Raw genomic sequence first — 13341 nt, 5'->3', positions numbered from 1 at the left:
ATCACACTTTTCGCAGGAATCTCCCCGTGTTAGTTACCAGCAACGTCACTATGCAGTTTGGCAGTAAGCCGCTGTTCGAAAATATTTCCGTCAAATTTGGCGGCGGCAACCGTTACGGCCTGATTGGTGCCAACGGTAGCGGCAAATCCACCTTTATGAAGATCCTCGGCGGCGATTTAGAGCCGACGCTTGGCAACGTGTCGCTCGATCCGAACGAGCGCATCGGTAAGCTGCGTCAGGATCAGTTCGCCTTCGAAGAGTTCACGGTGCTTGATACGGTGATCATGGGGCACGGTGAGCTGTGGGAAGTGAAGCAGGAGCGCGACCGTATCTATGCGCTTGCCGAAATGAGCGAAGAGGACGGCTACAAAGTGGCCGATCTGGAGACGCAGTACGGCGAGATGGACGGTTACTCCGCCGAAGCGCGCGCGGGCGAGCTGCTGCTGGGCGTGGGCATTCCTGTTGAACAACATTACGGCCCGATGAGCGAAGTCGCGCCAGGCTGGAAGCTGCGTGTGCTGCTGGCGCAGGCGCTGTTCTCTAACCCGGACATCCTGCTGCTCGACGAACCGACGAACAACCTGGACATCGACACCATCCGCTGGCTGGAGCAGACGCTGAACGACCGCGACAGCACCATGATCATCATCTCGCACGACCGTCACTTCCTGAACATGGTCTGTACGCACATGGCGGATCTGGACTACGGCGAGCTGCGCGTTTATCCGGGCAACTACGATGAGTACATGACGGCGGCCACCCAGGCGCGTGAACGTCTGCTGGCGGATAACGCCAAGAAGAAAGCGCAGATTGCTGACCTGCAGTCCTTCGTCAGCCGCTTCAGCGCCAACGCCTCTAAGTCGCGTCAGGCGACCTCGCGTGCGCGTCAGATCGACAAAATCAAGCTGGACGAAGTCAAAGCCTCCAGCCGTCAGAACCCGTTCATCCGCTTCGAGCAGGACAAAAAGCTGTTCCGTAACGCGCTGGAAGTGGAAGCCCTGGCAAAAGGCTTTGAGAACGGCCCGCTGTTCCAGAAATTCAACCTGCTGCTGGAAGTGGGCGAGAAGATTGCCATCCTCGGTGCCAACGGCGTGGGTAAATCCACCCTGCTGAAAACCCTGGTTGGCGAGCTGCAGCCGGACAACGGCACCGTGAAGTGGTCTGAAAACGCGCAGATTGGCTATTACGCGCAGGATCATGAATACGAGTTCGAAAACGACCTCACCGTCTTCGACTGGATGAGCCAGTGGAAGCAGGACGGTGACGACGAGCAGGCGGTGCGCAGCATTCTGGGTCGTCTGCTGTTCAGCCAGGACGACATCAAAAAGCCGGCTAAAGTGCTCTCCGGTGGCGAGAAGGGCCGCATGCTGTTCGGCAAGCTGATGATGGAAAAACCGAATATCCTGGTGATGGACGAACCGACTAACCACCTGGACATGGAGTCTATCGAATCCCTGAACATGGCGCTGGAGATGTATCAGGGCACCCTGATCTTCGTCTCTCACGACCGTGAGTTCGTCAGCTCGCTGGCGACCCGCGTGATCGAAATTACGCCAGAGCGCGTGGTGGACTTCACCGGTAATTACGAAGATTATCTGCGCAGTAAAGGTATCGACGGCTAAAAAAAGCCGGGTGGCGGCTTCGCCTTACCCGGCCTACGTTCTATCCCCTCTCCCTGTGGGAGAGGGTTAGGGTGAGGGCATCAGGCCGCACTACACCACCCACTCGCTCCCTTCAACCCCGTTCACCAGCAGCGTACGTTTTTCCCCTACAGGCAGCGACACCTTCAGCGCTTTCCACGCCGGACGATAATCCCCGCGCGCGTTCACCTTCAGGTTGATGGTTGCGCCGTCGCACACCATGTCCCATTCCACCCACAGCGCATTGCCGTTCTGATAGCCCCAGCTTTCGCCGTCGTCTTCAAACAGCATGCCCGAGGTTGTCCCGACGCCCTTCACCGGGAACAGCTTCAGCTCGCGGGTATTGTCTTTTTCAGCGGACACGTGGGTAATGCGCTCGCTCAGCGGCAGACCGGCACCGGCGCGCACCAGCAGCGGCAGTTTCTCCAGCGGCGCGTCGAGAACGATCGACTGGCCGCCCGCATACCACGCGTGGGTGTAAAAATCGTACCAGCCGGTGGCGTTATCCGGCAGCCAGACGCGGCGCTCGCGCTGCCCGGCTTCGACCACGCTGGCCACCAGCAGATCGCGGCCCAGCAGGAAGTCATCACACTCTTCAAAGGTCTGCGCATCGTGCTCGTGGTCGAGGAAGGTCGGACGCAGCATCGGCTCGTCGTCGGCGTGCGCCTGCCAGAGCAGGGTGTAGAGGTACGGCAGCAGGCGGTAGCGCAGCTCAACCGCGCCGCGAATGGCGGGCGTGACGCCCGGGTACATCCACGGCTCGTTCACGGTGCGGTCGTCGTTCCACGAGTGAATGGTAAAGCGCGGATGCATCACGCCGTTCTGCACCCAGCGAACGAACAGCTCGGCGTCCGGTTTGTCGCCGGAGAAGCCGCCGACGTCGTGACCGACGTTGAACAGGCCGGACAGGCTCATGCCCAGCCCCATGCGGATGTTATAGCGCAGGGTGTCCCAGTTGGTGCGGTTGTCGCCGCTCCAGGTCTGGACGTAGCGCTGCATCCCGGCGCAGCCGGAGCGGGAGATCAGGTACGGGCGCTTTTCCGGCGCGAAACGCTGCTGCGCTTCCAGCGAGGCGCGCATCATCAGCAGCGGCATCACCGGGCGAATGTGCTTGATGGCGATCTCCTTGCCGAAGCCAAAGCAGCGCGCTTCTCCGTCCCACACTTCATATTCGTTGTTATCGTTCCAGGTGGAGTCGATGCCCATCTCCAGCAGCTGCGTGGTGACGCCGTTCTGCCACCACTGAACCGTCTGCGGGTTGGTAAAATCGAGGTGCGAGCCTTCGTCATCCCAGAAGCTGGAACGTTCCGGTGCATCGGTTTCTGAATCGCGAATGAACAGACCGCTCTCCGCCACTTCGCTATAGCGCGGATGATCCTGCAGCAGGCACGGCTTGATGTTGGCCGCAAGCTTCAGCCCGGCGTCGTGGAACGCCTGGCTCATCACCTTCGGCTGCGGCACTTTGTCATAGTTCCAGTTGAAGACGTAGCGCTTGCCGTTGATGGAGGTATAGCCGGAGGAGAGCTGGAACGAGTCGCACGGAATGGCGTGCTCTTCGCACAGGCGAATGAAGTTCATCAGCTGGTTCTGCGCGTCCGGCGCGTCGGTGTAGTGCATGGTCGAGCCGCTGTAGCCCAGGCTCCATTTCGGTCCGAACAGCGTTTTCCCGGTCAGGCGCACGAAGGCTTTGGTGACGTCCAGCACGCGCCTGCCGGTAAAGATGTAGTAATCAATATCGCCCGCTTCCGCCTGCCAGCGGCGATAGGCGGTGTGGTAGTTGTCCATTTCGTTGCCCAGGTCCAGCCAGCAGCTGCTCAGGTTGTCGTAGAACAGGCCGTAGCTGACGTCGTCGCGGCGGGTGAGGGTGAACGGAATGTGCTTGTAGAGCGGGTCGGTGCTGGACGCGTTGTAACCCATCGCGTCGAGGTTGCGCATCTCGTACCGTTTACCGTTGCGCTGCAGATCGCCCGCTTTCTCGCCCAGGCCGTAGAAACGCTCGTCCTTGCGACGGCTGAGGTAGTGCGCCACGCCGTCGCCGTGGGCGTTCAGCAGGTAGGCGCTGGTCGGACGGTCGTTGACCAGCGGCTGCCACTCGCCCGCCTCATTGCGGTAGTGCCACTCCAGCCACAGCGGCTGGTGGACGGTCACGCGCAGCCCTTGGGTTGCCACGGTGAGCGTCTCGCCCTGCTGCGTCAGCGTCCAGGCCGGGCAGGAGAACCCGCTTATGTCGTCACGACGGCGGCCTTCCCAGGGCACGTCTTTGTCCGGCGCGATGCTCCAGGTGCGGTCCAGCGCCAGCTCGCCCTTGCGCTTAATCAGCACGCGGAACAGGTTTTCTTCCAGCACGTACAGGCACAGGCGGTGCTGGTTATCGACCAGCAGTTCCAGATGGTTTGCCGACTGCTTATCTACGGTCCAGTTTTTCAGGGTTTTCATATGCAATACATCCACTATCAGGCGCGCTTGGCGCGACGTTCAGCAATAAATGCTACCAGGAAGACAGCGCCAATCAGGTCAAAGAAGCCCATGGCAATAAAGAGCGGGTTAAAGCCGATTTTGTCGGCGGTCACGCCGATTAACAGCGAGAACAGGAAGCTGGCGATCCACGCCGCCGAGCCGCGCATGCCGTTGACGGTCGCCATCTGGCCTTTGTCGAACGACTCCACGACCAGGGCGCTCAGCATGCAGGAGATGATCTGGTGCCCGAAGCCGCCGATGGAGATCAGCACGATGGTGATATACGGGTCGCGGGTAATGGCGACGATGCCCAACGCGATCATCAGGAACGCGCCCGTCACGGAGCTTGCAACGACCGAGTTAACGCGGGAGCAGCCGAACAGACGGGTATACAGACGCGTCAGGTAGCCGCTCGCCACGCTGCCGAGGTCGGCGGCGAGGAACGGCAGCCAGGCAAACATCGCAATCTGCTTCAGGTCCATGCCGTGCTCTTTGGCGAGGTACAGCGGCACCCAGAAGCTCAGCACCGCCCAGGCCGGTTCAGCCATAAAGGCCGGGATGGCGATACCGTAGAAGCGTTTGTTTTTAGAGACGGTTTTCAGCGCGGTCAGGAAGGGCAGCTTCACCGCAGGCGGTTCGTTATCCTGCTTGATAAACGCCAGCTCGTTCTTGCCCAGGTTCGGGTGCTGCTCCGGGTTGTGGTAGAACGCCCACCACAGGATCACCCACAGCAGCGCCAGCACGCCGGTAAACATAAACGCGCCCTGCCAGCCGAACGAGGCGTGAGCGAAGTAGATGATAGGCGGGGCCAGCATCGCGCCGATGGAGAAGCCCACGCCCGCCCAGCCTGCGGCAACGGGGCGCTCTGATTTCGGGAACCATTCTCCGATGGTTTTGGCGTTCGCCGGGGTAGCGGCGGCTTCGGACGCGCCCATAAAGAAGCGCAGAATCGCCAGGTGCAGCCAGCTTCCGGCGCCCGCGTGGAAAATACACATCAGCGCCCAGAGCCCGGCGCAGACCATAAAGCCTATCTTCAGGCCGATAACGTCAATCAGCCAGCCGCACAGGGGCTGGAAAATGGTGTAGGCGATCTGGAACGCGCCGACGATCCAGGAGTACTGCTCGGTGGTGATCCCGAGGCTCTCTTTCAGCTCGGGGGCAAGAATACCCAGCGAATTTCGGGTGATGTAGTTAACGGTGACGCCAAGTAAGAATAGCACCAGCACGTACCAGCGCAGGTTCTTGATGACGCGACGGGTTTTGCTTGTCGCAACGGTGTTATTGATGTCCTGACTCATTTTACTCTCCACAAGACGGACGGTAGGGGACGGAGGTTCAGGTGTCACACAGGTTTTTATGGCTTTGATTGTTATCGGTTTTAAAGCTTGAAGTTGCTATACAACTAGTATGGAAGCTGTGTGACAAGTTCACCTTAAGGGAGATTGTGGGAGGGAAATAGTCAATTTTGTGCAAACTTTCTCATAAAGAACGTCAATCCTTTGGCATGATGGCTGCAACGTCAGTTATGAACTGAAAAACAGGCTATGAAAATTTTTTCATTTCGCAAATGGAGCCAGATCACAAAATGGACAAAAGGCTAAAAATCACTGAAATTGCCGCCCGAACCCAGCTCTCTATCAGCACGGTTTCCCGCGTGCTGGCGGGGAAAGCCAACACCAGTGAAAAAGCGCGCGCAAAGGTGCTGGCCTGCGCGCGGGAGCTGGGCGTGATGGACGGCATGGTGGCAGGGCGTTTGCTGTTGAATAGCCTGGTGGTTTTTGCGCCGCAGCGCGCCTTCGACGAGCGGTCCGACATCTTTTACTACCGCGTGATACAAAGCATCAGTAAAGGTCTCGCATCGCACGAGGTTCGCCTGCGCTACTGCGCGCTGGAGGAGAACGACAGCGACGCGCAGCTGTTTCTGGCGCGCATGAACGAGCCGGATTCCCAGGCCGCCATACTTCTCGGCATTGACGATCCGCATATTCACGATCTGGCGGTAGACGTGGGGAAACCCTGCATGTTGATTAACTGCCGTGACCGCCACATGCGTCTGCCAGCCGTCGCGCCGGATCATCGCGCCATTGGCGAGCGGGCAGCGGAGTACCTGTTCGAGATGGGACACCGTGAGGTGATGAACGTGCTGTGCCTGCGTCGCTACACCATGGAGCTGCGCCTGTCGGGGATCCGCGATGCATGGCTGTCCCACAACCTGAAGTTCAACGATAAACGCGATCTGCTGGTGGTGCCCAGCTTCAGCGCGCGTGAAACGGAACAGATGGTCAGCGAGTGGCTTAACCAGCAGAAGGGCAAAGACCTGCCGACGGCGTTTCTGGTCGGCGGCGACTTTATGGCGGCGGGCACTATTAGCGCATTACAAAACCACGGTCTGCGCGTGCCGCAGGACGTGTCGGTGATGAGCATAGACGGGTTTAATCTGGCGGCGATTCAGGATGTTCCATTAACGGCCGTGCACGTTCCGCGCGATGAGCTGGGAACAGAAGCGGTTTATATGCTCCAGCAGCGGCTGATGCGCCCGGACGCGCCGGTAGGCACGCTGTTGCTTAATGGAACCCTGACCGTACGGGAATCGGTACGGCGGATACGTCAGGGAAAACGACGCACCGCCGTGGAGCGGGAAGGGCTGTACGACAGTTAAGCCATGCCCAGCGCGCGCTTGCCGTGGATGTTGAGATCGTTCACGGTAAAGCGGTCCTGCCAGGTTTTTTCGTAGTCTTCACGCGGGAAGTCTCCCGGCGACGCGCCGGTTTCCAGCGCCTCCTTGACCTTTTTCGCGTAGGCGAGGTTTTTCTCGCACATCGGCGCGGCAGGGATATACATCACGTTGCCCCAGCCCTGCTGATTTTCCACCGGCGCGACGGAGTGGATCACATCGCAGTGCCACCACACGGAATCGCCCGCCTCGAGTGCCGGAATGCTGGTCAGCGCCTCGATGAGCAGCGGGTGCCACTTCTCGGAAACCGGCAGCACGCGCCCCGGCGCCACGCCGCACAGCTCGTCTTCCGGCACGTCGTCCAGCAGCGGGCGCAGAAGAATATAGGCCATCGCTTCCGGGATCGGCACCACGTGCAGCAGCCCCTGTCCGGGGATCATGTCCGACAGCGCCGTCCAGCCCTGGAAGGTGCGGAACACCGAGCATTTGGTGGTGTTGTCGACGGTGTACTCTTCCACTTCGGTGCGGTGCGCGGCGTTCCACGGATCGTACTTATCGACGTTGCCGTCAAACACGCGGGCAAAGACCTGCTGATAGGCCGGAAGCAGCCAGCGCTCTAGCGCGCCGGAGTCGGTATGCGCGCCCAGCCCTTTCGAGGTGGTTCCCGGCGCACGGCGGCGGATACGGTCCGGGTAAATCACGCTCACGTCCGGGTCGAACCACTGCTTGCCGTTGCTCTCGAACGTCCATAAACGGTTCAGGAACGACTGCACCTGCGCCATCTCTTCGCTCTGGCGCGCCTGCATCTGCGCCTGCGACCAGTAGATCGGGTAAATCTCCGGGCGGGATGCCGTTAAGGTGCCGAAGAAGTTATCGCCTGGCCCTTTGTACACGTCGTCAAATTTGTTCAGATCGAGGTAGTCGAGCATCGACCGATCCCACGCCAGCGCCTGCTCGCGCGGGAAATGACCTTTAATCACCGCGCAGCCGCGGCGCTTGACCGCCTCGCGCTGAGCGTCGGTGATGGCGCCGTTTTTCACATCCGCAAACGGGATCTCCGGCCAGACGGATTCGCCTTTGTTCTTAAGGGCGTTGATCTCCGCCACGCGGGTGGCAATTTTGTCGCTGAGCTTATCAAACACCGCCTGCACGTCGCCGATCTGCGCGCGCAGCTCACGTTTTAACTGACGGATTGCCGCTTTGGGATCCGCTGGCAAAGTTTCACTGGTAAAGGTCATAACCGCCTCGCATCTTTCATTCGAAAGTAAAAGTGTCTACAAGTGATACTTTAAGTTAAAAATAAGTTAATGCAAGTTTAAAAACTTGACGCAAGCCACAGGACGGAAAAAGAGTGAGAGGCCGGAGCGAGGCTCCGGCGAGGAGAGGATCAGGCGTCGAACGGGGAATGGTTCTCGAGCACGGCCTGAATGACGTTCAGCGCGCCCTGATGGTTGTTGTCGTCGGTGCTGTAGCGGCTGATGTCTTTGATGCTTTCCGCCGCGTTGCCCATCGCAAAGGAGTATTTCACCAGCTTCAGCATCTCGGCATCGTTGCCGCTGTCGCCAATGGCCACGCATTCTTGCGGGGAAATTTTCCAGCGTTTCAGCAGGCGGCTAATGCCGTTGGCCTTATGCAGGCCGGGGATAATCAGATCGACAAAGCCAAAGCCGCTGGTGACCGGCTTCATGATGCCGTCCAGGGAGACGTGAAGTTTATCCACCAGCTTAGGGATATCGCTGTCCGGCAGGTTCAGGGAGAACTTAAACAGCACGTCGTCAATGTCGCGGTAATCGCTGATGCGCTTTAAGCGGTGGTAGTGCTTTGACATCAGCGCCACGAATTCTTCAGGGGCCTGGTCGCTGACGTAGGCGCTCTCCAGCCCGCAGGCCACAAAGTTTAGACCTTTGTCTTTCAGCAGTTCGCCAATGACGATTTGTGACTTATGGCGCGTTAGCTCGCCGTGGAAAATCTGTTCCCCGCGCTCGAACACCAGCGCGCCGTTTTCCGCCACGAAGGAGATCTGCTCTTTCAGCTCCGGAAAGAAGGAGATGAGCTGGTAATACTGGTTGCCGCTGGCGACAACAAATTCAATGTCGCGGGCTTTAAGCTGTTCAAACTGTGCCTGGAAGCGGTCACGATCGTACTGCTTGGCATCATCAAGGAAAGTTCCGTCCATATCGGTGACGATAACTTTAACGGTCATACTGTGCTCCTGGGTCACTGCGTTTTGAAACATTCTAATAACAAGGTGACGGGGAGCACAAATTTAATTTCATTCGAAAGTAAAAGCAAAACGGCAACCTGGGTTGCCGTTTTTAGTGTTTTCTCCCTCTCCCCGTGGGAGAGGGCCGGGGTGAGGGCATCAGCGTGCGCATTTCCCCTTAAGGGATAAACCGTTACAGCGTATGCTCAGTACGCGCAATAATATCGTCCTGCGCATCCGGCGACAGGGCGGTGAAGAACGCCGAGTAGCCCGCCACGCGCACCACCAGGTCACGATACTGGTCAGGATGCTTCTTCGCTTCCAGCAGCGTTTCGCGCGAGACGATGTTGTACTGAATGTGCCAGCCCTTATGCACCTCGAAGAAGGTGCGCAGCAGCACCATCAGCTTCTGGCGATCGCTGTCGTTTTCCAGCGTTGACGGGTTCAGCTTCTGGTTCAGCAGCACGCCGCCGAGAATGGCTTCGGTCGGCAGTTTGCCCACCGAGCCGATTACCGCCGTCGGGCCGAGATGATCCGTACCGGAGGCCGGGCTTGCCCCTTCCGCCAGCGGGGTGTGTGCCTTACGTCCGTCCGGAGTGGCCATTGTCGCCGCGCCAAACGGCACGTTCGCGGATATCGAGGAGGTGCCTGCGTAGTAGTTACCGCCAATCGGGCCGCGGCCATGGCGCGGGTTGTGGTACTGCTTCAGCTCTTCGATGTAGGTCTGATAGGCGCGCGTCAGCAGCATGTCCACGCTGTCGTCATCGTTGCCGTACTTCGGCGCGCCGTTGATCAGGCGCTGGCGCAGCTGCTCGTGGGTCAGCCCGTCGAAGTCATCCGCCAGCGCGGCCGCCAGCTGCTGCTGACCGATAGTGCCCTGTTCGAACACCAGCTTTTTCACCGCCGCCAGGCTGTTGCCTAGGTTGGCGATACCCACCTGCAGGCCGGAGACCCAGTCATACTTCGCGCCGCCCTGCTTGATGCTTTTCGCGCGCTCGATGCAGTCGTCCACCAGCGCCGAGCAGAGAATATCGTGGACGTTCTCTTCCAGCATGGTATCCACCACGTACTCAATCTCGATGGATTTGCGGGTGTAGTAGCGGATCTGGCTGTCCCACGCCGCCATCACTTCATCGAAGTTGTCGAAGTTACCGGCAGAGAGCGCTTTCTCCTGCGGCAGGAACACCTTGCCGCTGGTGGCGTCGCGCCCGCCCTCCATCGCCGCCAGCATCACGCGGGCGAAGTTGATAAAGCTCATGCCGGTGCAGCGGTAGCCCCACTTGCCGCCGACTGCGGTTTCGATGCAGCCGATGGCCGCGTAGTCGTAGGCGTCGTCGCGTTCAACGCCGAGCTTGATGAATTCCGGAATGACGATTTCATCGTTGTTGAACGCGGGCATGCCGAAGCCGCAGCGGATCACCTGCACGCAGGCGTCGAGGAAGTCGTTGCTCATGCCCGCGTGGTAGCGCACGCTCAGGTTCGGCTGGGTGGAGCGCAGGCGACCGCAGGATTCCAGAATCGCGTAGGAGAGCGGGTTCACCGCGTCCATCGGCTCACCATTGACCAGCTTCTGGCCGCCGATGGTGACGTTCTGGTACAGCGGGCTACCGGCGGAAGCCTTGGAGTGAGAGCCGGAGCGGATCTTGTTCACTTCCAGCAGCTTCAGCCAGCAGCTGTGCAGCAGCTCAATGGCGTGCTCGCGATCCAGGCTCTGGTTCAGCTCCACGTCGCGGCGGTAGTACGGATAGAGATACTGGTCCATGCGCGCGAACGAGACGGAGTGGCCGTTGGACTCAATCTGCAGGATCAGCTGGATGAAGTAGCACAGCTGCAGCGCCTGCCAGAAGGTTTTTGGCGGTTCGTGGGCAATGATGTCGCAGTTTTCCGCCATCGCCAGCAGCTCGTCGCGGCGGCTTGCGCGGGTTTCGGTCGCGGCCATCTCGCGCGCCAGATCGGCAAAGCGTTTGATGTGCAGAGTCACCGCTTCGAGCACGATATCGATCGCCTTCAGGAACTGGTCGCCGTGCAGGTCTTCCAGCACCGTCAGGTTGATGCGCGAGCGGCGCTCGGCCACTTTGGCGCGCAGGCCGTCGAGGCCTTTCTCCAGCACCAGCGGGAAGTTCACCGCCAGGTGCGCGTCGCCGGAGGTCATGTTGCCTTCGGCTTTGATAATGCCGGTTTCCAGCAGTCCTTTCTGCTCGTCGGTAAACATGCCGTAGCAGCGGTCCTGCACCGTCTGGCCGCGCCACCACGGGCAGATCTCGTGCAGCACGCGCTTGTTCTCTTCGCTCACCGCAAAGCCCGCGCCCGGGCGGTCCGCCAGATCGTCGATCTCTTTCTCAATCCAGGAGACGGTGTATTCCGGGAAAATCGGCGCGGCGCGCACTTCGCTTGCCTGGTTACCGATGATTAGCTCGTCGTGTTTGATCCAGATGGTGCGTTCAGCCAGGTGATGCGCCAGGGCCAGGGCGCGACGTACCGGGATCGGCTTGTCCATGTGCTGCTGGTACATTTCGGTGTAATGCTGCGCGCGCTCGGTACAGACCGGCGGCTTAACGATGTGCACCAGGGCCATTTTGTGCGCCTTAATGCGCTCGCTGAGGGTGCTGAGATTCAGGGTTGTCATAGGTTTATCCTCGTAAGGTCGCGGTTAACCCTTTCTGGCAGGCGTACTGCTGCGCGAAGTCCAGCAGGGCAGGGTTATCCAGCGGTTTGTCAGGGGCAGAGTAGGGTTGGCCGAGCAGGGTGTATTTGTTCATGCCCAGCGTGTGATACGGCAGAAAATGAATATCCTCGACGCCGAGTTCATCGGCGGCGAAGTTGGTAACGGCGGTTATGGACGCTTCATCGGCGTTAAAGCCCTGGATCAGCGGCACGCGGATGGTGATTTTTTTCCCGGCCGCGGCAAGGCGTTTCAGGTTATCCAGGATCCGCTTAGCCGAACCGTCCGTCCACTGTTTAAACACCTCGCTATCGACGTGCTTCAGGTCGGCGAGGAACAGATCGACGTAGGGTAATGACGGCTCGATATAGTGCCACGGCACGTGAAGACAGGTTTCGACGGCGGTGTGGATCCCCTGTTCGTGGCTGGTTTTAAACAGGGCGTGCGCCAGTTCAGGGTTCATAAACGGCTCGCCGCCGGAGAGGGTGATCCCGCCGCCGCTGCGGTCGTAGAAGGGTTTATCGCGCAGCACGGTCGCCATAATATCTTCTACCTGCTTATCTTCACCGCAGACGGTGAGCGCCTGCGTCGGGCAGCAGTCGGTGAGGGCGTTGAGCGTGGCGTCATCAAGCTTCTCACGGTGAATGACCAGCCCGTTCAGCGCGCGTTCGATACAGCCCGGCGCCGCCTGCTGGCACAGATCGCAGCCGTCCAGGCACAGGCGCGCATCAAACAGCACGTCCCGGCTGCGGGAGCGGCTTTCCGGGTTCTGGCACCAGCGACAGCCCAGCGAGCAGCCCTTCAGGAACACCACGGTTCGAATACCGGGGCCATCGTGGGTAGAGTAACGCTGAATGTTGAAGATCATATTTTTGCCCTCGTGTTGCATATGAAGATTAAATTACTTTCGAATGAAAGTTATCTTGATGCAGGTCAACTCTTGAGCAGGTTTTGTCGTGATAGGGTAAGTGCAGGCTAATTTTGAGGGCGACATCATGGAACTTTATCTCGACACATCAGACGTTGCGGCAGTGAAAAAGCTGGCGCGTATCTTCCCGCTGGCGGGCGTGACCACCAACCCAAGCATTGTGGCGGCAGGCAAAACGCCGCTGGACGTGTTGCTGCCAGAGCTGCACGACGCGCTGGGCGGCAAAGGCCGTCTGTTCGCCCAGGTGATGGCGACCACTGCCGAAGGGATGGTGGAAGACGCGCGCAGGCTGCGCGCCATCATTAACGACCTGGTAGTGAAAGTGCCGGTGACCGCGGAAGGGCTGGCGGCGATCAAGATGCTGAAAGCGGAAGGTATTCCAACGCTGGGCACGGCGGTATACGGCGCCGCGCAGGGGATGCTCTCCGCGCTGGCGGGGGCTGAGTATGTGGCGCCTTACGTTAACCGCGTCGACGCGCAGGGCGGGGACGGTATCCAGACGGTTGTTGAGCTACAGCAGCTGCTGACGCTGCACGCCCCGCAGTCAAAGGTGCTGGCCGCGAGCTTTAAAACGCCGCGTCAGGCGCTGGACTGCCTGCTGGCAGGGTGCGAGTCCATCACGCTGCCGCTGGACGTGGCGCAGCAGTTTATTACCTCTCCGGCCGTGGATGCGGCGATTGTGAAGTTTGAGCAGGACTGGCAGGGGGCGTTTGGACGGACGTCGATCTAATGCTGTTGCCGGGTGGCGCTCACGCTTACCCGGCCTACGATTTTCTC

The 13341-nt window shown here is 59.7% G+C and carries 9 protein-coding genes; 3 read left to right on the top strand and 6 right to left on the bottom strand.

The genetic code is table 11. The features are described from left to right. Positions 1–26 precede the first annotated feature (26 nt). Positions 27–1622 carry an ABC-F family ATPase gene (locus E0L20_RS04690; protein WP_131632946.1) on the top strand — a complete coding sequence of 532 codons (1596 nt, stop codon included), beginning with the start codon at positions 27–29 and terminating at the stop codon, positions 1620–1622. A 90-nt stretch (positions 1623–1712) separates the two neighbouring features. On the opposite strand, the gene E0L20_RS04685 is transcribed toward E0L20_RS04690, so the two are convergent. Continuing rightward, positions 1713–4076 (bottom strand): glycoside hydrolase family 31 protein, encoded by a 2364-nt coding sequence (locus tag E0L20_RS04685; protein WP_131632945.1) that lies wholly within the window; start codon positions 4074–4076, stop codon positions 1713–1715. 17 nt (positions 4077–4093) lie between these two features. Then, positions 4094–5395 carry an MFS transporter gene (locus E0L20_RS04680; RefSeq protein ID WP_131632944.1) on the bottom strand — a complete coding sequence of 434 codons (1302 nt, stop codon included), beginning with the start codon at positions 5393–5395 and terminating at the stop codon, positions 4094–4096. 287 nt (positions 5396–5682) lie between these two features. On the opposite strand from E0L20_RS04680, the gene E0L20_RS04675 reads away from it, so the two are divergent. Continuing rightward, a complete protein-coding gene (locus E0L20_RS04675; RefSeq protein WP_131632943.1) occupies positions 5683–6756 on the top strand; it encodes a LacI family DNA-binding transcriptional regulator in 1074 nt (357 codons plus the stop codon). On the opposite strand, the gene E0L20_RS04670 is transcribed toward E0L20_RS04675, so the two are convergent. From E0L20_RS04670 to E0L20_RS04655, 4 genes are all read right to left on the bottom strand, one after another. Next, complete coding sequence (locus tag E0L20_RS04670) at positions 6753–8009, bottom strand: DUF1479 domain-containing protein (protein WP_131632942.1); 1257 nt, start codon at positions 8007–8009, stop codon at positions 6753–6755. The genes E0L20_RS04675 and E0L20_RS04670 overlap by 4 nt on opposite strands. Before the next feature lie 149 nt (positions 8010–8158). Further along, positions 8159–8974 carry a Cof-type HAD-IIB family hydrolase gene (locus tag E0L20_RS04665; RefSeq protein WP_131632941.1) on the bottom strand — a complete coding sequence of 272 codons (816 nt, stop codon included), beginning with the start codon at positions 8972–8974 and terminating at the stop codon, positions 8159–8161. A gap of 193 nt (positions 8975–9167) precedes the next feature. Then, on the bottom strand, positions 9168–11600 hold the full coding sequence (locus E0L20_RS04660; RefSeq protein ID WP_131632940.1) for a formate C-acetyltransferase/glycerol dehydratase family glycyl radical enzyme: 2433 nt from the start codon (positions 11598–11600) through the stop codon (positions 9168–9170). A 4-nt stretch (positions 11601–11604) separates the two neighbouring features. Continuing rightward, entirely contained in the window at positions 11605–12504 is a 900-nt protein-coding gene (locus E0L20_RS04655) for a glycyl-radical enzyme activating protein (RefSeq protein ID WP_131632939.1), read from the bottom strand. A 127-nt stretch (positions 12505–12631) separates the two neighbouring features. Here E0L20_RS04655 and fsa point away from each other — a divergent pair, with 127 nt between their 5' ends. Further along, positions 12632–13294 (top strand): fructose-6-phosphate aldolase, encoded by a 663-nt coding sequence (gene fsa / locus E0L20_RS04650; RefSeq protein ID WP_119935454.1) that lies wholly within the window; start codon positions 12632–12634, stop codon positions 13292–13294. Positions 13295–13341: the final 47 nt, after the last annotated feature.

This window comes from Enterobacter wuhouensis, from assembly GCF_004331265.1.
Taxonomy (GTDB): Bacteria; Pseudomonadota; Gammaproteobacteria; order Enterobacterales; family Enterobacteriaceae; genus Enterobacter; species Enterobacter wuhouensis.
Note: the sequence above shows the minus strand (reverse complement) of the source record. Positions and strands in the feature narration are given on the sequence as shown.